Here is a 24677-nt window from a genome sequence, read left to right on the forward strand (position 1 = left end):
GGCCGCACCCCTGGGGGTGCGGCCCTTCCGTACTGCTGAGAGCAGCGTTACGCGGCGACAACCTCGACGCCGAGCTTCGCGGCAACCTCGGGGTGCAGACGCACGGACACCTGGTGCGAGCCCAGGGTCTTGATCGGCGAACCGAGCTCGACGCGACGCTTGTCGACGTCGGGGCCACCCGCGGACTTGATCGCCGTGGCGATGTCGGCCGGGGTCACGGAGCCGAAGAGGCGGCCGGCGTCGCCGGAGCGAACGGCCAGACGCACCTTCACGCCCTCGAGCTGGGCCTTGATCTCGTTGGCCTGCTCGATGGTCGCGATCTCGTGGATCTTGCGGGCGCGGCGGATCTGCGCCACGTCCTTCTCGCCACCCTTGGTCCAGCGGATCGCGAAACCACGCGGGACCAGGTAGTTGCGAGCGTAACCGTCCTTGACGTCGACGACATCGCCGGCGGCACCGAGGCCAGAGACCTCGTGGGTCAGGATGATCTTCATTGGTCGGTCACCCTTTCCTTATCGCGCGGTGGACGTGTAGGGCAGCAGCGCCATCTCACGGCTGTTCTTCACGGCCGTGGCGACGTCACGCTGGTGCTGCGTGCAGTTGCCGGTCACGCGGCGGGCACGGATCTTGCCGCGGTCGGAAATGAACTTCCGCAGCATGTTCGTGTCCTTGTAGTCCACGTACGCGGTCTTGTCCTTGCAGAACGCGCAGACCTTCTTCTTAGGCTTGCGCACAGGCGGCTTCGCCATGGTGTTTCTCCTGTGTGATCAAGAAGTTTGGGTACGAGCTGCCTTCGAGGGGAGTGCCCTAGAAGGGGGGCTCGTCCGAGTAGCCGCCGCCGCTGGAGTTTCCACCCCAGCTGCCTCCGCCGCCCTGCTGCTGACCGCCACCGGCCGGCGCGCTGGTCGCCCACGGGTCGTCGGCGGGAGCACCGCCACCACCCTGCTGGCCACCACCGGAGTTTCCACCCCAGCTGCCGCCGCCCTGCTGGCCGCCACCGCCGCCGTAACCACCCTGGCCACCACGACCGGTGGTCTTGGTGACCTTGGCCGTGGCGTTCTTGAGGCTGGGGCCGACTTCGTCGACGTCCAGCTCGTAGACCGTGCGCTTGACGCCCTCGCGGTCCTCGTACGACCGCTGCTTCAGCCGGCCCTGCACGACGACGCGCATGCCTCGCTGGAGCGACTCGGCGACGTTCTCCGCCGCCTGACGCCAGACCGAGCAGGTCAGGAACAGGCTCTCGCCGTCCTTCCACTCATTGGTCTGACGGTCGAAGGTGCGGGGGGTGGACGCGATACGGAACTTCGCGACCGCCGCACCGGACGGGGTGAAGCGCAGCTCGGGGTCGTCGACAAGATTGCCGACGACCGTGATGACGGTCTCGCCTGCCATTGGATGAACCTCTCGGCGGGATTGCTTCTGGCTGCTTGCTGCTACTCGAACCCGATGACCTCTGAGCTAGATGCTCAGTGGGTCTCGGGACGGAGGACCTTGGTCCGGAGGACCGACTCGTTCAGGTTCATCTGTCGGTCGAGCTCCTTGACGACCGCAGGCTCGGCCTGCAGGTCGATGACCGAGTAGATGCCCTCGGGCTTCTTCTTGATCTCGTAGGCGAGACGACGACGGCCCCAGGTGTCGACCTTCTCGACCTTTCCGTTGCCCTCACGGACGACGGAGAGGAAGTTCTCGATCAGCGGGGAGACAGCGCGCTCCTCGAGATCGGGGTCGAGGATGACCATCACCTCGTAGTGACGCATGTGGAACCCACCTCCTTTGGACTCAGCGGCCACGGTCGTTCCGTGGCAGGAGGGTCGTGATGCGTAAGCAACGGTATCGGCCACCACTGACAACCCCCCTCGACGAGCGTGGGGAGCGTCGGGTCCGGGACGGACCTGGGCAGACACCGGTGCAGACCGTACAGAGTACCCGCACATCCGCTTCCGGTTGAAATCCGGTGGTGGGGGGACGCAATCTGTACACATCGGATGTCGGCGGCGCTAAGATGCGCCGCCGTCCCGCAGGCACGCCAGGAGGTGCCCCATGGCACAGGCAATGCGACCCGACCCCGGACATTCCCTCCTCGCCACCGACGGCAGGCCCCACCCGCTCCAGGACACCCTGATGGCGGTGACGCTCTTCCTCGGAGTCCTCTCCTTCATCACCGCGCAGTTCCACAGCCTGCACGTGCTGGCGTCCTGGGCCGGACTGATCGGCATCATGACCGGCGCGTCCGGCCAGTTCATCTCGGTGACGACGAGGGAACGCTTCGCCCTTATCGTCGGGCTCGGCGCCTCGGCGGTGGGCTTCTATCTCGGGATGTTCTACGGCGGCCTCATCTGAGGCATCCGGGTCGGCCACCGGCTGACGGACACACGTCCCATCGGGGCGCTCCCCGGTCACAGTAGGCTTCGGCGCGAGAGCCGGAGCCCCTGAACCGATGGGGACACACCTGCCGAGGAGCGCCCCGTGAGCCTGACCCTGAGGACCATCAGCCGTGAGCAGCATCTGGCATTCATCCAGAGCCAGCCCGCGGCGAGCCACTGCCAGGTCCCGGCGTGGGCTGATGTGAAGACCGAGTGGCGCTCGGAGAACCTGGGTTGGTTCGACAAGTCCGGTGAGCTCGTCGGCGCGGGCCTCGTGCTCTACCGCCAGCTGCCGAAGATCAAGCGCTACCTGGCCTATCTGCCCGAGGGCCCGGTCATCAACTGGTACGCCCCGAACCTGGACGACTGGCTGCAGCCGATGCTCGCGCATCTCAAGCAGCAGGGCGCCTTCTCCGTGAAGATGGGCCCGCCGGTCGTCATCCGCCGCTGGGACTCCGCCGCCATCAAGTCCGGCATCCAGGACCCGGACGTGAAGCGGCTGAAGGACGTCGAAGCCTCGCACATCGAGCCGCGTGCCTTCGAAGTCGCCGACCGGCTGCGGAAGATGGGCTGGCAGCAGGGCGAGGACGGCGGCGCCGGCTTCGGCGACGTGCAGCCGCGCTACGTCTTCCAGGTGCCGCTCGCCAACCGCTCGCTCGACGACGTCCTCAAGGGCTTCAACCAGCTGTGGCGCCGCAACATCAAGAAGGCCGACAAGGCCGGTGTCGAGGTCGTCCAGGGCGGCTACGAGGACCTCGCCGAGTGGCAGCGGCTGTACGAGATCACGGCCGTGCGCGACCACTTCCGCCCGCGCCCGCTCTCGTACTTCCAGCGCATGTGGACCGTCCTCAACAACGAGGACCCCAACCGCATGCGGCTGTACTTCGCGCGTCACGACGGGGTGAACCTCTCCGCGGCCACGATGCTCGTGGTCGGCGGGCACGTCTGGTACTCCTACGGAGCCTCCGACAACATCGGCCGCGAGGTCCGGCCCTCGAACGCGATGCAGTGGCGGATGCTGCGCGACGCCTACGCGATGGGCGCCACCGTCTACGACCTCCGGGGCATCTCGGACTCGCTCGACGAGACCGATCACCTCTTCGGCCTCATCCAGTTCAAGGTGGGCACGGGCGGCGAGGCGGTGGAGTACGTCGGCGAGTGGGACTTCCCGCTCAACAAGCTCCTGCACAAGGCGCTGGACATCTACATGTCGCGTCGCTGACGGCCCGGGCGTCGCGCCCGTAATCTCGTACGTAATCTCGTAAGTCTCGTACACACCTTTGATACACCGCAGCCATCAGAAAGGTTCCGGGCCGGCCATGGCGCTCTCCCTCTACGTCGACACCGCTCGCTGGCGGGCGCACCAGAAGTCCGTGATCGACCAGTTCCCCGGTCTGATCCCGGTCTGCAAGGGCAACGGCTACGGCTTCGGCCACGAGCGGCTGGCCGACGAGGTCACCCGCTTCGGCTCGGACATGCTGGCCGTGGGCACCACGTACGAGGCCGCGAAGATCAAGGACTGGTTCGGCGGCGACCTGCTGGTGCTCACCCCGTTCCGGCGGGGCGAGGAGCCGGTGCCGCTGCCGGACCGGGTGATCCGCTCCGTGTCGTCCGTGGACGGCGTGCACGCCCTCGTGGGCGCCCGTGTGGTCATCGAGTGCATGAGCTCCATGAAGCGCCACGGCATCCTCGAGGAGGAGCTGGGACGGCTCCACGCGGCCATCGAGGACGTACGCCTCGAAGGCTTCGCCCTCCACCTGCCCCTGGACCGCACGGACGGCACCGACGCGGTCGAGGAGGTCATCGGCTGGATGGACCGGCTGCGGGCCGCACGGCTGCCGCTGCACACCATGTTCGTCAGCCATCTGCGGGCCGAGGAGCAGGCCCGGCTCCAGCAGCAGTTCCCGCAGACCCGGTTCCGCGCCCGGATCGGCACCCGGCTCTGGCTGGGCGACCACGAGGCCACCGAGTACCGCGGGGCGGTCCTGGACGTCACCCGCGTTGCCAAGGGCGACCGCTTCGGCTACCGCCAGCAGAAGGCTGCCTCGGACGGCTGGCTGGTCGTCGTCGCCGGCGGCACCTCGCACGGGGTGGGCCTGGAGGCTCCCAAGGCGATGCACGGTGTGATGCCGCGCGCCAAGGGTGTGGCACGCGCCGGTCTCGCGACCGTCAACCGGAACCTTTCTCCGTTCGTCTGGGCCGGCAAGCAGCGCTGGTTCGCCGAGCCGCCGCACATGCAGGTGTCGATCCTGTTCGTGCCTGCCGACGCGCAGGAGCCGAAGGTCGGCGACGAGCTCGTGGCCCATCTGCGGCACACCACGACGCAGTTCGACCGGCTCGTCGAGCGCTGACCCGCGAGCGGGCGGGCTAGTCCGCTCGCGGGTCCCGCGGGACCCCTTCGCCGGGGAGTCCCCACTCCACGCGCGGCCCCTCCACGGCCGGGGCCGCGTGCCGGGCGGGGTGCGCCGCCCTGCCCCGTACGAAGACGTCCTCAGCGCCGTCCAGGACGCCCCCGGAGGGGTCGTCCGAGCCGTCCTGCCGCACCACGTCCCGTTCGGGCGCCAGGATGTCGCGCACGACCACCGCGCACAGGTACAGCGTGCCGACCAGATGCAGGACGATCGTGAAGTGGTAGCCGTCCGTCGGCAGCCCCTGCTTGTTGCCGCTGGTGGTGAAGGCCAGGTACATCCAGATGCCCAGGAAGTACATGACCTCGCAGGCCTGCCAGATCAGGAAGTCCCGCCAGCGCGGCCGGGCCAGTGCGGCGAGGGGGATGAGCCACAGCACGTACTGCGGCGAGTACACCTTGTTGGTCAGCACGAACGCGGCCACGATCAGGAACGCGAGCTGTACGAACCGGGGCCGGCGGGGCGCCGTGAGCGCGAGGACGGCGAGGGCCGCGCCGGCGAGCGCCATCAGCACCATGGTGTACGTGTTGGCGCTGCCGGGGGAGATCTGCTCTCCGGTGCGCTGGCTGATCAGCAGCCAGACCGACCCGAAGTCGACGTTCCGCTCCTCGTTGAACGTGTAGAACTGCTTCCACCCCGCGGGCGCGAGCAGCATCACCGGCAGGTTCACCGCGAGCCAGGCGCCGGCCACGCCGATCAGCGCCGCGCCGAACTCCCGCCAGCGGCCCGCCCGCCAGCACAGCAGGAACAGCGCCCCGAGGATCAGGAACGGATAGAACTTCGCCGCGATCGCGAGGCCGAGCAGGGCGCCGAACGCGAGCGGACGGCCGCGTGACCACATCAGTACGGCGGCCGAGGTCAGCGCCACGGCCAGCAGGTCCCAGTTGATGGTGGCGGTGAGCGCGAACGCGGGGGCCAGGGAGACCAGGAGGGCGTCCCAGGGGCGGCGGCGGTGCGTACGGGCCACGCAGACGGCCATGATGACGGCGCAGACCATCAGCATGCCCGCGTTGACCATCCAGTAGATCTGCTCGCGGTGCACGAGGTCGCCGCCACCGGGCGTGAGCCAGGCCGCGACCTGCATGAACAGACCGGTGAGAACCGGGTACTCCAGGAACTCTATGTCGCCGCTCAGCCGGTCGAAGTACGGCACCAGGCCCTCGGCGAACCCGCGTCCGACGAAGAGGTGGGGGATGTCGGAGTAGCAGGCGTGGGTGTACTGCGAGGTGGTGCCCCGGAACCAGGCCCAGTCGTAACACGGGATCTTCTGCACCATGCCGAGCGCAAACATCCCGATGGCCACCAGCGCGATCACCCGCACGGGGGTGAGCAGCCCGCCGCCGAGCAGGGCCCGGCGGCCGACCGGCCCACCGATCAGTTCGCTGCCCGCCGCGGCGACCTCGTCACGACGGGTGGGGCACACCGTCGCCGGGGTCTGTGACCGGTCCCGCTGCGTACTCGTCTTGTGGAGGCTCGGCATGGGGACATCCTGCCGTACGTCCCCGGGAAACGGTGAGGGCCGCCGTGCCGGGCGACGTACGTGTGCGTACGTGCCGGGCACGGCGGCCCTCAGGGCGCTACCGGGCGGGGTCCGGTGGGTGGGTCATTCGCCGCCCAGCCAGCCGTTTCCACCGCCCCGAGTCGTGGGGTTCCCGGTGTCCGTCGGTGTCGGTGACGTCGGGGTCGTCGGAGTCGTCGGTGTCCCTGTCGGGCCGCCGTCCTGGCCGCCGTCCTGTCCACCGTTCTGGCCGCCGCTGTCGTTGCAGGGCCAGTCCCACACGTCACAGGACTTGTCCGGGTCCGGCGACTTGCTGGGCGTCTGCGACGGCGACTGCGAGGGAGTCACGGTCGCGGACGGCGTCTGCGACGGGGTCTCCGTCGGCGTCGGGGTGGGGCTGGCAGCGCCGCCGCCGAACACCGGCTCCGCGTCCAGGTCCTCCGGCTCCGGGAAGGACTCGACGTCCATGCCCTTGAGCGCGTCGGTCATGTAGTCCTTCCAGATCTGCGAGGGGAAGGACGAACCGTGGATCTTGGGCTGGGCGCCGGTGCCGAACATCGACTCGAACTTGCGGCCCTGCTTGGTCTCGTCGTCGTCGAAGCGGTACATGTCGATCGCGGTCGAGAGGTTCGGCGTGTACCCCACGAACCAGGCGGAGTTGTTGCCGTCGGTGGTACCGGTCTTGCCGGCCACGTCCCGACCGGGGATCGCGGCCTTACGGCCGGTGCCCTTCGGGTTCTCGACGACATCGCGCAGGACGTCGGTCACGTTGCTCGCGATCGCGGAGGAGAAGGCCCGCTCGGTCTTCGACTCGTGCTTGTAGATGACCTGACCCTTCTCCTTCACCTCCTTCACGGAGAACGGATCGTTGCGCTCACCGTTGTTCGCGAAGGTCGCGTATGCGCCGGCCATCCGGATGGCGCTCGGGTCGGAGATACCGAGGGAGAACGACGGCACATTGGCCTTGACCAGCGAGCTCTCGCGCAGACCGGCCTTGACGGCCGTCTCACGGACCTCGTCGATGCCGATGTCCATGCCCAGCTGCACATAGGGCGAGTTGGCGGAGCGGATCATCGCCTCGCGCAGGCTCATCGGGCCGTAGTTGGCGTCATCGTCGTTGACCTGCAGCCACTCCTCGCCCTTCTCGTTGTGCCAGACGGTGCCGTCGTAGTTCTTGATCCGCAGCTTGTTCTTGCCGGAGTAGCGGCTCTTGTTCGGGTCGACGATCGTGCGGGTCGAGGAGTCCTGGACCTTGCCCTCGTCGGGGTCACGGACGCCGTACTGCATGGCCGCGGCCAGCACGAACGGCTTGAACGTCGATCCGACCTGCGCACCGGTCTGGTCCGCGTTGTTGGTGAAGTGCTTGGTGGCGTCGGTGCCGCCGTAGATGGCGACGATCTCACCGGTCTTCGGGTTGACCGAAGCACCGCCGAACTGGACGTGCGTGTCCGTCTTCGGCCGCTTCTTCGGGTCGATGTGCTCGTCGTAGACCTTCTTGATGGAGTCCTCGAGAGCCTTGACCTTCTTCTTGTCGAAGGTCGTGTAGATCTCGTAGCCGCCCTGGGCGAGCTTCTTCTCGTCCATCCCGGGGTGGTTGTTGATGAAGTTGGCCTTGGCCGTGCTCACCAGGTAGCCGACCTGGCCGGTCAGCTGGGCGTTCTTCTTCGGCGGCTGCACCTTGGGGAAAGCCGGGTACTTCGCCCGGTCCGCCGCGTCGAGGTGGCCGTCCTTGACCATCTCGCCGAGGATCCAGTCCCAGCGCTCCGTGGCGCGCGTCAGGTTCGCCTCCGGCGTCGCCTTGGGGTCGATCTCGGTGGAGCCGGCGGGGTCGTAGTACGTCGCGCCCTTGAGGAGCGAGGCGAGGAAGGCGCACTCACTCGGGTTGAGCTGCTTGGCGTCCTTGCCGAAGTACGTCCGGGCCGCGGCCTGGATGCCGTAGGCGCCACGTCCGTAGTACGCGGTGTTCAGGTAGCCCTGCATGATCTCGGGCTTCTCCATCTCGGCACCGACCTTGATGGAGATGAAGAGTTCCTTGACCTTTCGGGACAATGTCTGCGATTGGTCGTTCAGCAGGCTGTTCTTCACATACTGCTGGGTGATGGTCGAGCCACCCTGCGTCTGACCGCCCTTGGCCATGTTCCACACCGCGCGGCCGATGCCCATCGGGTCGATGCCGGAGTCGTCGCGGAACGTCTTGTTCTCCGCCGAGATCACCGCGTTCTGCATGTCCCGGGGAATCTGGTCGATCCCGACGATCTGCCGGTTGACCTCACCGCCGGTCGCGGCCATCTGCGAGCCGTCAGCCCAGTAGTAGACGTTGTTCTGAGCCTTGGCGGCCTCGTCCTCCTTGGGGATCACCACCTGGGAGTACGCGATCGCCGCCCCGCCCATCACCAGCCCGAGGAACGCCAGGCACAGCCCCGAGACGAGCTTCCACGACGGCACCCAGCGGCGCCAGCCGTACTTGTCGTGGCGCGGGTAGTCGATCAGGCGCTTCCTGCCCGGCGGGCGGCCGCCCCCGCGGCCGCGACCCGGGCCACCGCCCTGTCCGCCGCCTCCGCCGCCTCCACCGCCACGCCGGCCACCGCCGTGGCCGCCCGCGCCCCCGTCGGGCGCGCGCCGCCGGCCTCCGCGCTGTGCGGCACGACGGGCCTCGGCCCGTCCACCGTAGGTGGTCTCCTCTCCGTACCCAGACGAAGGGGAGCCGGTACTGACATCCCGTCCCTGGGCCGACCGGCGGCCCTGGGGCTGCTGGGCGGCGCGCCGGGCCGCCGCGCGGCCGCCACTCGGCGGCTGCGACTGCGGCATTTTGCGACGATGCTCGCTCATCGAACGACTACTCCTCGGGCAGGCGCGTACGCCTGGAAGCGGCAGTTGAGTTCCGGTCCCCCCGAAATGCGTACGGCAGAGCCTCACCGAAGGCCCCTCCGTACCGCAGCCGGTCACCCCGATCACTGACGCACTGCGGCGTCGCTCGGTTCCCGGTGGTCTGCATGCCGCACAGACTACGCACGGCCAAAACCCACCTAGGGCCGAAGTTCACCCCAAATCAGGCAAGTCGATTGCTGTGAATTGACGATGTGACGCCGGTCACTGCGGCCCCACTTGTCGCAGCAGGATGGCCGTTCTATCGTCGTGATGTATCGAGTCGATACATCAGTACGGCATAAGGGCACCCGACAGCGGAGGAGGCGACGGATGAGCAGGCGCTCGGGAATCCTCGAGTTCGCCGTTCTCGGTCTGCTCCGCGAGGCGCCGATGCACGGGTACGAGCTGCGGAAGCGGCTCAACACCTCGCTCGGGATCTTCCGGGCCTTCAGCTACGGGACGCTCTACCCCTGCCTCAAGACGCTGGTCGCCAACGGCTGGTTGATCGAGGAGCCGGGCAGCGCTCCCGAGGACGCCCTCGCCGCTTCACTCGCAGGACGCCGCGCCAAGATCGTCTACCGGTTGACGGCCGAAGGTAAGGAGCACTTCGAAGAGCTCCTCTCCCACACCGGTCCGGATACCTGGGAGGACGAACACTTCGCCGCCCGCTTCGCCTTCTTCGGTCAGACCGAGCGCGAGGTGCGGATGCGCGTACTGGAAGGCCGCCGCAGCCGGCTGGAGGAGCGCCTGGAGAAGATGCGCGCCTCCCTGGCCCGCACACGCGAGCGCCTCGACGACTACACACTTGAGCTGCAGCGCCACGGAATGGAGTCCGTGGAGCGCGAAGTGCGCTGGCTGAACGAGCTCATCGAGAGCGAGCGGGCGGGACGGGATCAGCGATCCGGTCCCGACGTCCCTGAGGGCGCCGCTCAGCACGACAACGATTCTGGAGAAACGGGCGGCCTGCCCCGGCACGGGGGCAGTACCCGGCCGGATCCGTCCGACGACACCGCCAAGTGAATCCCTGCATCCCGCAGGGCTTCCACGATCACACAGGGAGCAACCGGAATGGGTTCGGTTCGCGTAGCCATCGTCGGCGTGGGCAACTGCGCCGCCTCGCTGGTACAGGGCGTCGAGTACTACAAGGACGCCGACCCGGCGTCCAAGGTGCCCGGCCTGATGCACGTCCAGTTCGGCGACTACCACGTCGGTGACGTGGAGTTCGTCGCCGCCTTCGACGTCGACGCGAAGAAGGTCGGCCTCGACCTCTCCGACGCCATCGGCGCCAGCGAGAACAACACCATCAAGATCTGCGACGTCCCGCACTCGGGCGTCACGGTCCAGCGCGGCCACACCTTCGACGGCCTGGGCAAGTACTACCGCATGACCATCGAGGAGTCCGCCGAGGCTCCCGTGGACGTCGTCCAGGTCCTCAAGGACAAGCAGGTCGACGTGCTCGTCTGCTACCTGCCCGTGGGTTCCGAGGACGCCGCGAAGTTCTACGCGCAGTGCGCCATCGACGCCAAGGTCGCCTTCGTCAACGCTCTTCCGGTCTTCATCGCCGGCACCAAGGAGTGGGCGGACAAGTTCACCGAGGCCGGTGTCCCGATCGTCGGTGACGACATCAAGTCCCAGGTCGGCGCCACCATCACGCACCGCGTGATGGCGAAGCTGTTCGAGGACCGCGGTGTCCGTCTTGAGCGCACCATGCAGCTCAACGTCGGCGGCAACATGGACTTCAAGAACATGCTCGAGCGCGACCGCCTCGAGTCGAAGAAGATCTCGAAGACCCAGGCCGTCACCTCGCAGATCCCCGACCGCGAGCTGGGCGAGAAGAACGTCCACATCGGCCCGTCGGACTACGTGGCCTGGCTGGACGACCGCAAGTGGGCGTACGTCCGCCTCGAGGGCCGCGCCTTCGGTGACGTTCCGCTGAACCTGGAGTACAAGCTCGAGGTGTGGGACTCCCCGAACTCGGCCGGTGTCATCATCGACGCGCTGCGCGCCGCGAAGATCGCCAAGGACCGGGGCATCGGTGGCCCGATCCTCTCCGCGTCCTCGTACTTCATGAAGTCCCCGCCGGTGCAGTACTTCGACGACGAGGCCTTCGCCAACGTCGAGAAGTTCATCAAGGGCGAGGTCGAGCGCTGATGCGCTGATCCACTTCGTCGATCGAGGGTCCCCGGTCTTTCGCCCGGGGGCCCTCTTCGTATGTGAGTCTTGCTGCCATGTCCGTCGTACGTGATCTGCGCGTACTCCTGCGCCTGACGAACTTCCGCCGTCTGCTCGCCGTGCGTCTGCTCTCCCAGTGCGCCGACGGTGTCTATCAGGTGGCGCTGGCCACGTACGTCGTCTTCTCCCCCGAGAAGGAGACCTCCCCCGCGGCCATCGCTTCCGCCATGGCCGTGCTGCTCCTCCCGTACTCCCTCGTCGGCCCCTTCGCGGGCGTGCTCCTGGACCGTTGGCAGCGACGCCAGGTCTTCCTCTACGGGAACGTGCTGCGAGCCCTCCTCGCCTGCAGTACGGCGGTGCTGATGCTGGCTTCCGTCCCCGACTGGCTCTTCTACGCCTCCGCCCTGTCGGTGACGGCCGTCAACCGCTTCGTCCTCGCGGGCCTCTCGGCCGCGCTGCCACGGGTCGTCGATTCCGAGCGGCTGGTGGTCGCCAACTCCCTGTCTCCGACGGCCGGCACCGTGGCCGCGACCGCGGGTGGCGGCCTGGCCTTCGGGGTGCGACTCCTGTTCGAGGACTCCGACGCCGCCGTCGTGGTCCTGGGCGCCCTCCTCTATCTCTGCTCCGCCCTCGCCTCCCTGCGGATGCCCCGGGAGCTCCTCGGCCCCGACCCGGACCTCGTCCAGCCCCGGCTTCGCGCGGCGCTGGCCTCGACCGCCCGTGGTCTGGTGGCAGGACTGCGCCATCTGGCCGAGCGAAGGCTCGCGGCACGCGCGCTGGCCGCGGTGACCCTGATGCGCTTCTGCTACGGCGCCCTCACGGTGACCGTGCTGATGCTCTGCCGGTACGCCTGGAGCTCCACGGAGTCGGAGGGGCTCGCACTTCTCGGGCTCGCCGTGGCGTTCTCCGGGGCCGGCTTCTTCACGGCCGCCGTCATCTCGCCCTGGGCGATCGGGCGGCTCGGCCCCTTCGGCTGGATGATCGCGTGCGCAGGTGCGGCAGCCGTTCTGGAGCCCGCACTGGGGCTGTCCTTCGCGCAGACCCCTCTGATGCTCGCGGCATTCCTTCTGGGGCTGGTCACCCAGGGCGTCAAAATCGCGACGGACACGGTCGTCCAGATGTCCGTGGACGACGCGTACCGCGGACGGGTCTTCTCCCTCTACGACACCCTCTTCAATGTCGCCTTCGTGGGCGCGGCCGCGGTTGCCGCTCTGATGCTGCCGTCCGACGGCCGGTCCGTCCCCGTCGTCGTGATGGTTGCCCTCGTCTACGCCTCGATCGCGGTGGCGCTGTGGAGCCGACGCAAGGAGGGGTGATGTTTCACGTGAAACATCACCCCTCCTTCAATGCCGCGCGGCGATGTTTCACGTGAAACATCGCCGCGGACTCAGCTCTGAGTCGCCCACCACTCCTTGAGCGCCGCGACCGCCGCCTCGTGCCCCATCGGTCCGTTCTCCAGGCGCAGCTCCAGCAGGAACTTGTACGCCTGCCCGACGGCCGGTCCGGGACGGATACCGAGAACCTCCTGGATCTGGTTGCCGTCCAGGTCGGGCCGGATCGCGTCCAGCTCCTCCTGCTCCTGGAGCTGGGCGATCCGTTCTTCCAGTCCGTCATAGGCGCGCGAGAGGGCGCCGGCCTTGCGCTTGTTCCGCGTCGTGCAGTCCGAGCGCGTGAGCTTGTGCAGGCGCGAGAGCAGAGGGCCCGCGTCGCGCACATAGCGGCGCACGGCGGAGTCGGTCCACTCACCGGTCCCGTATCCGTGGAAGCGCAGATGCAGCTCCACCAGACGCGAAACGTCCTTGATCATCTCGTTCGAGTACTTCAGCGCCGTCATGCGCTTCTTGGTCATCTTCGCCCCGACCACCTCATGGTGGTGGAACGAGACCCGACCGTCCTTCTCGAAGCGCCGGGTGCGCGGCTTGCCGATGTCGTGGAGCAGCGCGGCAAGGCGCAGCACGAGGTCCGGTCCGTCCTCCTCCAGGTCGATCGCCTGGTCCAGGACGGTCAGGGAGTGCTCGTAGACGTCCTTGTGCCGGTGGTGCTCGTCACTCTCCAGGCGCAGTGCCGGCAGCTCCGGCAGCACATGGTCGGCCAGGCCCGTGTCGACGAGCAGACCGAGCCCCTTACGGGGGTGTGCGGCGAGCAGCAGCTTGTTGAGCTCCTCCCGGACCCGCTCCGCGGAGACGATCTCCAGACGGTCGGCCATCTCCGTCATCGCCGTGACGACCTCGGGGGCGACCTCGAAGTCGAGCTGGGCGGCGAAGCGCGCGGCGCGCATCATGCGCAGCGGATCGTCGGAGAACGACTCCTCCGGCGTCCCGGGGGTGCGCAGCACCCGCGCGGCAAGGTCGTCGAGGCCGCCGTACGGGTCGACGAACTCCTTCTCCGGCAGGGCCACGGCCATGGCGTTGACGGTGAAGTCGCGCCGGACGAGGTCCTCCTCGATGGAGTCGCCGTAGGAGACCTCAGGCTTGCGCGAGGTGCGGTCGTACGCCTCGGAGCGGTACGTGGTCACCTCGATCTGGTAGCCGCTCTTCTGGCAGCCGACCGTGCCGAAGGCGATCCCGACCTCCCAGACCGAGTCGGCCCACGGGCGGACGATCTTCAGGACGTCCTCGGGCCGCGCATCGGTGGTGAAGTCGAGGTCGTTGCCGAGCCGCCCGAGCAACGCGTCCCGTACCGAACCGCCGACCAGCGCGAGGCTGAACCCTGCCTCCTGGAATCGGACGGCGAGGTCGTCGGCGACAGGGGACACGCGGAGTAGCTCGCTGACCGCGCGGCGTTGCACCTGGCTCAGTGCAGTCGGGGTGTCTTCATTGGCGTTCGGCACAACAGAAAAGGGTACGTGCCCCGGCCCGCGCCGGCGTCCCCGTTTTCCCGGGGGCCGGTGATCCCGTCCCCATCGGCTGGAGCAGTCCCCGGCACTTGCTCACGGCGTGCCTCGTTACCATGCGTGGACACAGCAACGGGGAACCACCGGCACCATTGATTACGACGAGGACGGGCGAACGCGTGGCCGAGGCGGCAGACATCCAGGGGACCCTTCCCTCACCTGCCCGTCGGTGGCTGCGGCGCACGGCGTCCTTCCTCGCCGGGGCGCCCCTGCTTGCCGGGCTCCTGCAGGGTGCGGTGGCCCCACCCGCCGTCGCCGCGACCACCACGGCAACCTCGGCCGTCACCGCCGGGAACGCCACTGGATCGCGCACGGTCGATGTGTCTCTCAACACGCTCAAGCCGATCGCGCCGGTGGAGGGCGACACGGTCACGGTCTCCGGGACGGTGACCAACAAGGGCAAGCAGACCGTGACGGATGCCACGGTGGACGTCCGGGTCGGCCCCCGGATGACGAGCCGGAGCGAGATCGAGCAGGTCTCGGGCCGTACCGGTTTCAGGGCCGGCAGCGACCCCTTGCCCCTCGGCGGCCGCTACACGGTCAAGGTCCCCCGGCTTGCGGCCGGACTCAGCCAGGACTTCACGCTCTCCGTCCCGGTCGACAAGCTCGGACTCGACGACGAGGGCGTCTACCAGCTGGGCGTCTCCCTCTCGGGCCAGACCGCTTCCCAGCCCGGTACGCGTGTCCTCGGCATCGAGCGGACCTTCCTGCCGTACCAGCCCGAGGCGACGGAGAAGAAGACCCAGCTCACCTACCTCTGGCCGCTGATCTCCTCGGCGCATGTCTCCGCGGAGACCGGCACCGACGACCAGCAGACGCCGGTCTTCGAGAACGACGACCTGGCCGCCGAGCTCGCCCCCGGCGGACGCCTGGACCAGATGGTCACGCTGGGCAAGGAGCTTCCCGTCACCTGGGTCATCGACCCGGACCTGCTGGCCACCGTCGACGCCATGACGAGGAGCTACCAGGTCAAGGACGGCACGGGCACGGTGCCCGGCGCGAACCAGGCCGTAGCCGAACGGTGGCTGGACGCCCTGCAGAAGGCCGTGGCGGGCCGCAAGGTCGTCGCCCTGCCGTTCGCGGACCCGGACATCGCCTCGCTCGCCCATCGCGGCAAGGACGTCCCCGGCTCGCTGAGCCACCTCCAGCCGGCGACGGAGCTGGCCGGGACGACCGTGGAGACGATCCTCCACGTGAAGCCGTCCACCGACTTCTCCTGGCCCGTGGACGGGGCCGTCGACCCCTCGATCATGGACGTCGCGACCTCTGCCGGCGCGCACAAGGTGATCGCCCGCAGCGACAGCTTCCGGGACGACCTTCCGTACACGCCGACGGCCGCCCGTCCCATCGGAGGCGGCACCACCGCCGTCGTCAGCGACGCCTACCTCTCGACGGCCTTCGAGGGCGACATGCTCCCCGCCGGGAACTCGACCCTCGCCGTCCAGGAGTTCCTCGCCCAGACGCTCGCGGTCACCCTGGAACAGCCCGAACAGCAGCGCAGCGTCGTGGTCGCCCCCCAGCGGTTGCCGACCACGTCCCAGGCACAGACCATGGCGAGCGCGCTGCGCGGCCTGACGGCCCAGCGCTGGACCCAGCCGCTCGATCTGATCGCTGCCTCCGCCGTGAAGCCGGACCCCGACGCCACCACCAAGGTGCCGGGCGCCTCCCGCTACCCGCGGGCGCTGCGCAAGCAGGAGCTGCCGGTCGAGGCCTTCCGCGACATGAAGGACACCCGCGCGGACCTGGACGACTTCAAGGTCATCCTCACCCTGCCCGACCGCGTGGTGACGCCGTTCGGCAACGCGATCAGCCGCGAGATGTCCACCTCCTGGCGCGGCCAGGCCCCCTCGGCCTCGCTGTACCGGATCACGGTGCACCAGTACCTCGAGAGCCTCACGCGCGAGGTACAGCTGGTCGACAAGTCGGACCTCACGCTCTCCGGACGCAGCGCCACCATCCCGGTGACCGTCCAGAACAAGCTCCTTCAGGGCGTGGACGACCTCGTGCTGAGGCTCACCTCCGGCAACAAGACCCGACTGAAGCTCAACGGCGGCGACGCCGTCGCCGAACTGCCGGTCAAGATCGCCGCAGGACACAGCCAGTCCGTGAAATTCACCGCCTCGGCCAACGCCAACGGTCCGGTGCCGATGACGGCCCAGCTGTTCACCAAGGACGGCACACCGTACGGACAGGAGATGACCTTCACCGTGAAGGTCTCCGAGATCACTCCGACCGTGATGCTCGTCATCGCGGGCGGGGTACTGCTCCTCGTCCTCGCCGGCGCTCGGATGTACACCCAGCGCAAGCGCGCGGCCGCCCGAAACACCGAAGCGGAGGCTGCGGAGGCTGCGGAGGGCGACGATCCCGAGCAGCCGAGTGACCCGACACCGGACACCGGTCCCGAAAGCGGCGACCCGTCCGACGCGGGTGAGAAAGTGGACCGTTGAGCGATGTCGTGGCCGGTCGGCCGGGGACGATGAGGTGGGGTAACCATGAACGCGCCGTACGACGGTGACCGCGGCCAGGGCGCGGGCGGCACCGAGCCGTCCGGTGGTACGCCCTCGGCGACCCCGGGACCCGGCATGCCGCCGGGCTCCTCGCCGCAGCAGCAGCCCGCCTCGGACCCGTACGCACAGGATCAGTACGCCCAGGACCCCTACGTCCAGGACGCCTACACCCACGACCCCTACCAGGCACGGGACCTCTCCGCGCAGGATCCGGTGACGGAGGCGCTCTACGACCGCGCCGCGCACCCCCCGCCCCCTCCGGGCACCTACCAGGAACCGCAGCCGCTCTACCAGCAGCCCGCGGCGCCCCAGCACGCCCCTGACCCCCGGGTGTGGGCCCAGACCCCGGCCCCCGAACCGGACGGCCCCTCGCGCCATCTGCCCTACGGCGACGACGCCCGCACCGTGCAGTTCACCGGTGTGGACGATCTCGTGACCCGGGCCGGCGACGAGCAGCCCGAACCGGATGCCTTCGCCCACCTCTACCGGGACCAGCAGACGCCCGGCCAGGTGCCCCCGCCCGCCCCGGAGCCGAATCCGATGCCCGCCCCCGCACCGAAGAAGTCCGGCCGCGCCTCCGGGCTCCTGAAGTCCAGCGCGGTGATGGCGGCCGGCACCCTGGTCTCCCGTCTCACCGGCTTCGTCCGCAGCCTGGTGATCACCGGAGCGCTCGGCGCCGCTCTCCTCGGTGACACCTTCACCATCGCGTACACCCTGCCGACGATGATCTACATCCTCACCGTCGGCGGCGGCCTCAACTCGGTCTTCGTGCCGCAGCTGGTCCGCTCGATGAAGAACGACGAGGACGGCGGCGAGGCCTACGCCAACCGGCTGCTGACCCTGGTCATGGTGGCGCTCGGCGCGATCGTGGTCATCGCCGTCTTCGCGGCCCCGCTGCTGATCCGGCTGATGTCGAACACCATCGCCGACGACGCCGCGGCCAACAGCGTCGCCGTGACCTTCGCCCGCTACTGCCTGCCCACGATCTTCTTCATGGGCGTGCATGTGGTGATGGGTCAGATCCTCAACGCCCGGGGCAAGTTCGGCGCGATGATGTGGACCCCGGTCCTCAACAACATCGTCATGATCGTCACGTTCGGCCTCTTCATCTGGGTCTACGGCACCTCCGCCGAATCCCAGATGGGCGTTCAGACGATCCCCGACGACGGCATCCGACTGCTCGGCATCGGCACTCTGCTCGGCCTGGTCGTCCAGGCGCTGGCGATGATCCCCTACCTCCGCGAGACGGGCTTCCGCTTCCGCCCCCGCTTCGACTGGAAGGGCCACGGCCTCGGCAAGACGGTCAAACTCGCCAAGTGGACCGTGCTGTTCGTCCTCGCCAACCAGGCGGGCGTACTCGTCGTGACCCAGCTCGCCACCGCGGCGGGTGAGGAGTCCGGCAGGAACGGCGCCGGCTTCCTCGCCTACTCCAACGCCCAGCTCATCTGGGGCATGCCGCAGGCCATCATCACCGTCTCGGTCATGGCCGCCCTGCTGCCCCGTATCTCCCGCGCCGCACACGACGACGACCCCGGCGCCGTCCGCGACGACATCTCGCAGGGCCTGCGGAACTCCGCCGTCGCGATCGTCCCGGTCGCCTTCGCCTTCCTGGCGCTCGGCGTCCCGATGTGCACCCTGCTCTACGCCTCCAGCGGCGTCCAGGCCGCCCAGGGCATGGGATTCATCCTGATGGCCTTCGGCCTCGGCCTCATCCCGTACTCGGTCCAGTACGTCGTGCTGCGCGGGTTCTACGCCTACGAGGACACCCGGACGCCGTTCTACAACACGGTCATCGTCGCTGCCGTCAACGCGGCCGCCTCGGCCGCCTGTTACTTCGTGCTCCCCGCCCAATGGGCCGTCGTCGGCATGGCCGCCTCCTACGGCCTCGCCTACGCCGTCGGGGTCGGGGTCGCCTGGCGGCGCCTGCGCAACCGGCTGGGCGGCGACCTGGACGGCGCCCACATCATGCGGACCTACGCCCGCCTCTGCCTGGCCTCGCTGCCCGCCGCGGTCGTGGCCGGCGCCGTCGGCTTCGGTCTGTTGAAGGTCCTCGGCGAAGGCGCTCTCGGCTCGCTCGTGGCCCTGCTCGTCGGCGGCGCTGTCCTGCTCGGAGTCTTCTTCGTGGCGGCCAAGCGCATGCGGATCGCGGAGCTGAACTCCATGGTCGGTATGGTCCGTGGACGCCTGGGACGATAGGAAGACAGCTGCCGCACAACCATCGTCGGCTGCCGCGTGTCGTGCATAGCGGCCGACTGTGGGCACAATTGGCATGGCTGTTGGATGTGGCGCAACGGATGGGGAGGCAGGAACGACGGTGGCGGAACGTAGCACGGCTGCCGTCGACGTGGCCGACAACAGCGGTGACGACCCGCTGACCGCCAAGGCGGAGAAGGCCGCGACCGACGGGGTGGCGGAAGCGCAGGACACGGTGGAGCAGTCCGCCGAGGTCGCAGAGGACAACGCCGCTCAGCGGCAGAACGGCGAACAGCCCTCCATCGAGACTCCCGAGCTGCACAGCGGGCACAAATTGGCCAGGCGCTACCGCCTGGAGGAGTGCGTCACTCGTCTGGACGGTTTCAGCAGTTGGCGTGCCGTCGACGAGAAACTTCGGCGTGCCGTCGGCGTCCATCTGCTGCCGGCCGACCATCCACGAGCCCGTTCGGTCCTTGCGGCGGCCCGTTCCTCGGCGCTCCTCGGAGACCCCCGCTTCGTCCAGGTCCTCGACGCCGTCGAGGAGAACGACCTCGTGTACGTCGTGCACGAGTGGCTTCCGGACTCCACCGAGCTGACGGCGCTGCTCGCCGCCGGACCGCTGGAGCCGCACGACGCCTATCAGCTCGTCAGCCAGGTCTCCCAGGCCATGGCCGCCGCGCACCGCGAAGGCCTGGCGCACCTCCGTCTCACCCCGAGCGCTGTACTGCGCAGCTCGACGGGCCAGTACCGGATCCGCGGCCTGGCCGTGAACGCCGCGCTGCGGGGCATCAGCGCCGAGCGCCCCCAGCGGACCGACACCGAGGCCATCGGCGCCCTGCTCTACGCGGCCCTGACCCAGCGCTGGCCGTACGACAGCGACGCCTACGGCCTCTCCGGGCTGCCCAAGGGGGTAGGCCTGCTCGCTCCCGACCAGGTGCGAGCCGGGGTCCACCGCGGGCTCTCCGAGATCGCGATGCGTGCTCTGGCCAACGACGGCGCCACCGCCTCGCGCCAGGAGCCGCCCTGCACCACCCCGGACGAGCTGGCCAAGGCCGTCGCGGCGATGCCCCGCATCCGCCCGCCGGAGCCCGAATTCCCCTCCCCGCCCGACTACCAGCGCACGACCTATCAGCAGGGCACGTACGGCCGTCCGCAGGCCCGCCCGGGCGCCGCGGCGACCCAGCCCGTGGTCGTGCCCCCTGCCCCGCTGGAGAGCCGCACCGGCAGGGTCCTGAAGTGGGCCGTGTCCGCGCTGCTGATCGCCGCCCTCGGCCTGGGCAGCTGGCAGATCGCGGACCGGCTGCTCGACCAGGACAAGAACAAGCAGGCCCCGCAGACCACCCAGCCGCAGGACCACGAGGACGAGAAGGAGCCCGAGACGGGCAAGCCGGTCACGATCGCCGGCGCCCAGGACTTCGACCCGCAGGGCGACGGCGCCGAGACGCCTTCGGAGATAAAGAACGCCTTCGACGGCAACCCCTCCACGTCCTGGCAGACGTCCATCTACTACGGGTACTCGAACTTCGGCAGGCTGAAGGAAGGCGTGGGTCTCGTCCTGGACCTCGGCACGGTTCAGGACGTCTCCAAGGTGGAGGTCACCTTCCAGGGCTCCACCTCCGTGGAGTTGCGGACAGCGCCCGAGAACGCCGCGTCCCAGCCCACGGCAGCTGACGGCTTCACGACCGTCGCCTCGGGCTCAGGTACGCAGGTCGCACTCACGGCCGACAAGCCTGTGAAGACGCGCTACGTTCTCGTCTGGCTGACCGACCTGCCCAGCAGTGGCGGCGGTTACCGCGGCAAGATCGCGGACATCAAGATCACCAGCTGACGGCATCCGGGGAGGGGGCTCACCGTTGGACGAAGCCATAGGCAGCGACACCAGCGACCAGGAACTCCTGGCGCGCCATGTCGCCGGCGACCCCGATGCCTTCGGTGAGCTTGTGCGGCGCCACCGCGATCGACTGTGGGCTGTGGCGCTGCGGACGCTGGGGGACCGCGAGGAGGCCGCTGACGCCGTCCAGGACGCCCTGGTGTCCGCCTTCCGGGCCGCGCATACCTTCCGCGGTCAGTCGGCCGTCACGACCTGGCTCCACCGCATCACGGTGAACGCCTGTCTCGATCGTGCCCGCAAGGCCGCGTCCCGCAAGACCTCGCCCGTGGACGACACCGCGCGCTTCGAGCAGCTCCTCGAACCCGCGGAGTCGGCCGAGGCCCCCGCCGAACGCGAGGACCTCCACCGTGAGCTGGTGACGGCCCTCGCCACGCTCCCTGCGGATCAGCGCGCCGCTCTCGTCCTGGTGGACATGCAGGGCTACCCGGTGGCGGAAGCCGCCCGCATCCTGGACGTCCCCACAGGAACGGTGAAGAGCCGCTGTTCGCGCGGGCGCGCCAGATTGCTGCCCATGCTCAGCCATCTGCGCGCCGACACCGTGGGTAACGAGGGCCCCGACCGGGGAAGGAACCGGACGCCGGGGACATCCGTCCCACCGGTGTCGGGGCCATCGGATACCGGACCGAACGGGCCGGCTGCTGTGAAGGGCGGAGGTGGGCGCGCGTGACTTCCACGACCGGCAGGGCCGACACAGCACAGCACCCGGACGTCTCGGAGATCTCCGACCTGACCGAGGGGCTGCTCTCGCCGTCCCGGACGGCGGACGTGCGTCGGCATATCGAGGGTTGCTCTCTCTGCGAGGACGTACGGACCTCCCTGGAGGAGATCCGCGGGCTGCTCGGCACCCTGCCCGGCCCGCCGCGCATGCCTGCCGACATCGCCGGCCGTATCGACGCCGCCCTGGCCGCTGAAGCGCTGCTGGACGCCACCACCCCCGACATCGGCACGCATGTTTCACGTGAAACGGCGAGCGATCACCCCGATGCGCGTCCCTCTGCGGCGCCCGCACCCGCCCCGGATCGCCCGGCCGGCCACCCTCGCGTCACCACCGGCCGCGCGACCACCGGGCCTGGTCGCCCCAAGGCTCGCCGCCGCCGCGTCGCCGCTCTCGGGGCGGTCTTCGGCGCAGCGGCGCTCAGCCTGACGCTCTTCCTCACGCAGGGCGGCATGCAGACGCTGACCGGCGGCGAATCGGCCGACAAGAAGACCTCCACCGCCGCGAGCGCTGTCGGTGACGATCGGTTCGACGGCCGCCCGGTGGAGGCCCAGGTCCAGGAGCTGCTTCAGGGAGACGGCGTCAGGGCTCCCAAGACCTCCCCGGAATCGCTCAGCGACGAGGGCGGCAACACCCCGAAGCGGGGGACGGCCGAGACCCTGCCCGACTGCGTCAAGGCCGGCACCGGCCGCACCGACACGGTGCTCGCCTTCCAGAGGGGCGACTACCAGGGAACGCCCGCCTATCTCGTCGTCCTGCCCGAGGGCGCCGAGAGCACCCATGTGCAGGCGTATGTCCTGGACGCCTCCTGCGCCGAGAACGCGGGACAGGCCAAGGCCGAGGTTCTGCTGACGCAGACCTACCCTCGCTCCTGACTCCTCGCCGCGCCGTGCGGCATTCTCGGGAATGCTTGCCCCGTAGGATCCGTTGGGTGGGGTGAGAGTCACCGATACGACCGCCCCGTAGGCAGTAGGCAGTCCGCAGAGACGAGGAAGAAACCCGTGAGCGACGTCCGTAACGTGATCATCATCGGCTCCGGGCCCGCGGGTTACACCGCTGCGCTCTACACAGCGCGTGCGTCGCTGAACCCGCTGGTCTTCGAGGGTGCCGTGACCGCTGGTGGCGCCCTGATGAACACGACCGACGTGGAGAACTTCCCCGGCTTCCGTGACGGCATCATGGGCCCCGACCTGATGGACAACATGCGTGCCCAGGCCGAGCGCTTCGGCGCCGAGCTGGTGCCCGACGACATCGTGGCCGTGGACCTGACCGGCGACATCAAGACCGTCACGGACACCGCCGGCACTGTGCACCGCGCCAAGGCCGTCATCGTCACCACCGGCTCCCAGCACCGCAAGCTCGGTCTCCCCAAGGAGGACGAGCTGTCCGGACGCGGAGTCTCCTGGTGCGCCACCTGCGACGGGTTCTTCTTCCGTGACCAGGACATCGCCGTCGTCGGCGGCGGTGACACCGCGATGGAGGAGGCCACCTTCCTCTCGCGCTTCGCCAAGTCCGTCACGATCGTCCACCGCCGTGACTCTCTGCGCGCCTCCAAGGCCATGCAGGACCGCGCCTTCGCCGACCCGAAGATCAAGTTCGCCTGGGACAGCGAGGTCGCCGAGATCCACGGAGACCAGAAGCTCTCCGGCCTGACGCTGCGCAACACCAAGACGGGCGAGACCAGCGAACTGGCGGCGACCGGTCTGTTCATCGCCGTGGGCCACGACCCGCGCACCGAGCTCTTCAAGGGCCAGCTGGAGCTGGACGCGGAGGGCTACCTCAAGGTCGATGCCCCCTCGACGCGGACCAACCTCGCCGGTGTCTTCGGTGCCGGTGACGTCGTCGACCACACCTACCGCCAGGCGATCACCGCTGCGGGCACCGGTTGCTCCGCGGCACTCGACGCCGAGCGCTTCCTCGCCTCCCTCGCCGACAGCGAGAAGAGCGAGAAGCTCGCCGAGACCCCCGCGGTCTGACCCCCATCCTCACCACTCACACCCCGCAAAGTTAAAGGGAGGTTGCCGTGGCCGGCACCCTGAAGAACGTGACCGACGCCGACTTCGACGAGGTCGTCCTCAAGAGCGACAAGCCCGTCCTGGTGGACTTCTGGGCCGAGTGGTGCGGTCCGTGCCGCCAGATCGCCCCGTCGCTGGAGGCCATCGCCGCTGAGCACGGCGAGATCGAGATCGTGAAGCTCAACATCGACCAGAACCCGGCCACGGCTGCCAAGTACGGCGTCATGTCCATCCCGACGCTCAACGTCTACCAGGGCGGCGAGGTCGTGAAGACGATCGTCGGTGCCAAGCCGAAGGCCGCGCTCCTCCGCGACCTCGAGGGCTTCGTCGAGGCCACTGCCTGACACCCCCGTTTCACGTGAAACACCGACGGCCCGCCTCCTCAGGGAGGCGGGCCGTTGTCATGACGGTCGGAGTGGCTCGGTCAGAGCGGCCGTAGCGCCGGTTCCTTCTGGACGGCGCCCAGGAGTCGGTCCAGTGCCAGCTCCACGTCTTCCTTCCACGACAGCGTCGTCCTCAGCTCCAACCTCAGCCTCGGATACGCGGGGTGGGGCCGCACGGTCTTGAAACCCACCGCCGTGAGGTGGTCGGTCGGCAGCACACAGGCCGGCTCTTTCCACCGTGCATCCCCGAAAGCCTCGATCGCCTTGAAGCCGCGTCGCAGCAGATCCTTGGCGACGGTCTGCACCATCATCCGGCCGAGCCCCTGCCCCTGATAACCCGGCATGATCCAGGCCGTCATCAACTGGACGGCGTCCGCGGAGACCGGGCTCGTGGGGAAGGCCATGGAGCGCGGCACATAGGCGGGAGGCGCGTACAGCACGAAGCCGACGGGCACCTCGTCGACATAGACCACGCGCCCGCAGGACCCCCACTCCAGGAGCACCGCCGAGATCCAGGCCTCCTTCTCCAGCTCCGGCCGGCCCGCCTTCACCGCCGCTTCCCCGCTCACCGGGTCGAGCTCCCAGAACACACAGGAGCGACATCGCTTGGGGAGGTCAGGAAGGTTGTCCAGAGTGAGCGGTACGAGCCGACGCCCCACGGCTGTTCCCTCGCTTCCCACGGCCTTCGCAGTACGGATACGCCCTCCCAGAATCGTATCGATGGGGCGATCAGGGCGATACCGCTCGCAGGCAAAGGGCGGACCGTGTTCC

21 protein-coding genes are annotated in these 24677 nt (G+C 68.9%); 13 read left to right on the top strand and 8 right to left on the bottom strand.

The window, feature by feature from the left end; all coding sequences use genetic code 11:
• Positions 1 to 47: 47 nt before the first annotated feature.
• The 4 genes from rplI to rpsF all read right to left on the bottom strand — a co-directional run bounded on the left by rplI (position 48) and on the right by rpsF (position 1757).
• Complete coding sequence (rplI, locus tag ACZ3OF_RS16710) at positions 48 to 494, bottom strand: 50S ribosomal protein L9 (RefSeq protein WP_315894947.1); 447 nt, start codon at positions 492 to 494, stop codon at positions 48 to 50.
• An 18-nt stretch (positions 495 to 512) separates the two neighbouring features.
• Positions 513 to 749: a 30S ribosomal protein S18 gene (gene rpsR / locus ACZ3OF_RS16715; RefSeq protein ID WP_005315025.1), complete on the bottom strand. Its 237-nt coding sequence runs from the start codon at positions 747 to 749 to the stop codon at positions 513 to 515.
• Positions 750 to 807: 58 nt separating this feature from the next.
• Positions 808 to 1392: a single-stranded DNA-binding protein gene (locus tag ACZ3OF_RS16720; protein ID WP_361435422.1), complete on the bottom strand. Its 585-nt coding sequence runs from the start codon at positions 1390 to 1392 to the stop codon at positions 808 to 810.
• Positions 1393 to 1466: 74 nt separating this feature from the next.
• Positions 1467 to 1757, bottom strand: coding sequence for a 30S ribosomal protein S6 (gene rpsF / locus ACZ3OF_RS16725; protein WP_004950685.1), 291 nt, complete (start codon positions 1755 to 1757; stop codon positions 1467 to 1469).
• Between the two features lie 283 nt (positions 1758 to 2040).
• Between rpsF and ACZ3OF_RS16730 the strand changes: the two genes are divergently transcribed.
• The 3 genes from ACZ3OF_RS16730 to ACZ3OF_RS16740 all read left to right on the top strand — a co-directional run bounded on the left by ACZ3OF_RS16730 (position 2041) and on the right by ACZ3OF_RS16740 (position 4714).
• Positions 2041 to 2340 (top strand): hypothetical protein, encoded by a 300-nt coding sequence (locus ACZ3OF_RS16730; protein WP_361670188.1) that lies wholly within the window; start codon positions 2041 to 2043, stop codon positions 2338 to 2340.
• Between the two features lie 126 nt (positions 2341 to 2466).
• Positions 2467 to 3585, top strand: a complete 1119-nt coding sequence (locus ACZ3OF_RS16735) for a lipid II:glycine glycyltransferase FemX (protein WP_329118429.1) — start codon at positions 2467 to 2469, stop codon at positions 3583 to 3585.
• 97 nt (positions 3586 to 3682) lie between these two features.
• Positions 3683 to 4714: an alanine racemase gene (locus tag ACZ3OF_RS16740; protein ID WP_361670184.1), complete on the top strand. Its 1032-nt coding sequence runs from the start codon at positions 3683 to 3685 to the stop codon at positions 4712 to 4714.
• 16 nt (positions 4715 to 4730) lie between these two features.
• Here the strand turns inward: ACZ3OF_RS16740 and ACZ3OF_RS16745 are convergent, their stop codons facing one another.
• Both ACZ3OF_RS16745 and ACZ3OF_RS16750 read right to left on the bottom strand, forming a co-directional pair.
• Positions 4731 to 6251 carry a glycosyltransferase family 87 protein gene (locus ACZ3OF_RS16745; protein ID WP_467305224.1) on the bottom strand — a complete coding sequence of 507 codons (1521 nt, stop codon included), beginning with the start codon at positions 6249 to 6251 and terminating at the stop codon, positions 4731 to 4733.
• Between the two features lie 123 nt (positions 6252 to 6374).
• On the bottom strand, positions 6375 to 9098 hold the full coding sequence (locus ACZ3OF_RS16750; RefSeq protein WP_361670177.1) for a transglycosylase domain-containing protein: 2724 nt from the start codon (positions 9096 to 9098) through the stop codon (positions 6375 to 6377).
• A gap of 369 nt (positions 9099 to 9467) precedes the next feature.
• Here ACZ3OF_RS16750 and ACZ3OF_RS16755 point away from each other — a divergent pair, with 369 nt between their 5' ends.
• The 3 genes from ACZ3OF_RS16755 to ACZ3OF_RS16765 all read left to right on the top strand — a co-directional run bounded on the left by ACZ3OF_RS16755 (position 9468) and on the right by ACZ3OF_RS16765 (position 12625).
• Positions 9468 to 10157 carry a PadR family transcriptional regulator gene (locus tag ACZ3OF_RS16755; protein WP_361670174.1) on the top strand — a complete coding sequence of 230 codons (690 nt, stop codon included), beginning with the start codon at positions 9468 to 9470 and terminating at the stop codon, positions 10155 to 10157.
• A 48-nt stretch (positions 10158 to 10205) separates the two neighbouring features.
• Positions 10206 to 11288 (top strand): inositol-3-phosphate synthase, encoded by a 1083-nt coding sequence (locus tag ACZ3OF_RS16760; protein WP_361670172.1) that lies wholly within the window; start codon positions 10206 to 10208, stop codon positions 11286 to 11288.
• 77 nt (positions 11289 to 11365) lie between these two features.
• Entirely contained in the window at positions 11366 to 12625 is a 1260-nt protein-coding gene (locus tag ACZ3OF_RS16765; protein WP_467305229.1) for an MFS transporter, read from the top strand.
• A gap of 71 nt (positions 12626 to 12696) precedes the next feature.
• Here ACZ3OF_RS16765 and ACZ3OF_RS16770 read toward each other — a convergent pair whose 3' ends face one another.
• Positions 12697 to 14139, bottom strand: a complete 1443-nt coding sequence (locus ACZ3OF_RS16770; RefSeq protein WP_361670166.1) for a CCA tRNA nucleotidyltransferase — start codon at positions 14137 to 14139, stop codon at positions 12697 to 12699.
• A 182-nt stretch (positions 14140 to 14321) separates the two neighbouring features.
• Between ACZ3OF_RS16770 and ACZ3OF_RS16775 the strand changes: the two genes are divergently transcribed.
• The 7 genes from ACZ3OF_RS16775 (at position 14322) to trxA (ending at position 23867) form a co-directional block, all read left to right on the top strand.
• Entirely contained in the window at positions 14322 to 16649 is a 2328-nt protein-coding gene (locus tag ACZ3OF_RS16775; RefSeq protein ID WP_361670163.1) for a DUF6049 family protein, read from the top strand.
• 45 nt (positions 16650 to 16694) lie between these two features.
• A complete protein-coding gene (gene murJ / locus ACZ3OF_RS16780) occupies positions 16695 to 18905 on the top strand; it encodes a murein biosynthesis integral membrane protein MurJ (protein WP_361670160.1) in 2211 nt (736 codons plus the stop codon).
• A gap of 118 nt (positions 18906 to 19023) precedes the next feature.
• Positions 19024 to 20730 (top strand): protein kinase family protein, encoded by a 1707-nt coding sequence (locus tag ACZ3OF_RS16785; protein WP_361670157.1) that lies wholly within the window; start codon positions 19024 to 19026, stop codon positions 20728 to 20730.
• A gap of 25 nt (positions 20731 to 20755) precedes the next feature.
• On the top strand, positions 20756 to 21460 hold the full coding sequence (gene sigM / locus ACZ3OF_RS16790; RefSeq protein ID WP_361670154.1) for an RNA polymerase sigma factor SigM: 705 nt from the start codon (positions 20756 to 20758) through the stop codon (positions 21458 to 21460).
• Positions 21457 to 22383, top strand: coding sequence for a hypothetical protein (locus ACZ3OF_RS16795; RefSeq protein WP_467305233.1), 927 nt, complete (start codon positions 21457 to 21459; stop codon positions 22381 to 22383). Before sigM ends, ACZ3OF_RS16795 begins: the two co-directional genes overlap by 4 nt.
• 126 nt (positions 22384 to 22509) lie before the next feature.
• Entirely contained in the window at positions 22510 to 23484 is a 975-nt protein-coding gene (trxB, locus tag ACZ3OF_RS16800) for a thioredoxin-disulfide reductase (RefSeq protein WP_361670148.1), read from the top strand.
• 47 nt (positions 23485 to 23531) lie between these two features.
• Positions 23532 to 23867 (top strand): thioredoxin, encoded by a 336-nt coding sequence (gene trxA / locus ACZ3OF_RS16805; RefSeq protein WP_352187218.1) that lies wholly within the window; start codon positions 23532 to 23534, stop codon positions 23865 to 23867.
• An 80-nt stretch (positions 23868 to 23947) separates the two neighbouring features.
• Here the strand turns inward: trxA and ACZ3OF_RS16810 are convergent, their stop codons facing one another.
• Positions 23948 to 24565 carry a GNAT family N-acetyltransferase gene (locus ACZ3OF_RS16810; protein WP_467305235.1) on the bottom strand — a complete coding sequence of 206 codons (618 nt, stop codon included), beginning with the start codon at positions 24563 to 24565 and terminating at the stop codon, positions 23948 to 23950.
• Positions 24566 to 24677 lie beyond the last annotated feature (112 nt).

This window comes from Streptomyces sp. NPDC022552, from assembly GCF_055561875.1.

Bases quoted from the DNA above. Each gene is read 5' to 3' on its own strand.
- rplI (WP_315894947.1), bottom strand. From the start codon at position 494: ATGAAGATCATCCTGACCCACGAGGTCTCTGGCCTCGGTGCCGCCGGC.
- rpsR (WP_005315025.1), bottom strand. From the start codon at position 749: ATGGCGAAGCCGCCTGTGCGCAAGCCTAAGAAGAAGGTCTGCGCGTTC.
- ACZ3OF_RS16720 (WP_361435422.1), bottom strand. From the start codon at position 1,392: ATGGCAGGCGAGACCGTCATCACGGTCGTCGGCAATCTTGTCGACGAC.
- rpsF (WP_004950685.1), bottom strand. From the start codon at position 1,757: ATGCGTCACTACGAGGTGATGGTCATCCTCGACCCCGATCTCGAGGAG.
- ACZ3OF_RS16730 (WP_361670188.1), top strand. From the start codon at position 2,041: ATGGCACAGGCAATGCGACCCGACCCCGGACATTCCCTCCTCGCCACC.
- ACZ3OF_RS16740 (WP_361670184.1), top strand. From the start codon at position 3,683: ATGGCGCTCTCCCTCTACGTCGACACCGCTCGCTGGCGGGCGCACCAG.
- ACZ3OF_RS16745 (WP_467305224.1), bottom strand. From the start codon at position 6,251: ATGCCGAGCCTCCACAAGACGAGTACGCAGCGGGACCGGTCACAGACC.
- ACZ3OF_RS16750 (WP_361670177.1), bottom strand. From the start codon at position 9,098: ATGAGCGAGCATCGTCGCAAAATGCCGCAGTCGCAGCCGCCGAGTGGC.
- ACZ3OF_RS16755 (WP_361670174.1), top strand. From the start codon at position 9,468: ATGAGCAGGCGCTCGGGAATCCTCGAGTTCGCCGTTCTCGGTCTGCTC.
- ACZ3OF_RS16760 (WP_361670172.1), top strand. From the start codon at position 10,206: ATGGGTTCGGTTCGCGTAGCCATCGTCGGCGTGGGCAACTGCGCCGCC.
- ACZ3OF_RS16765 (WP_467305229.1), top strand. From the start codon at position 11,366: ATGTCCGTCGTACGTGATCTGCGCGTACTCCTGCGCCTGACGAACTTC.
- murJ (WP_361670160.1), top strand. From the start codon at position 16,695: ATGAACGCGCCGTACGACGGTGACCGCGGCCAGGGCGCGGGCGGCACC.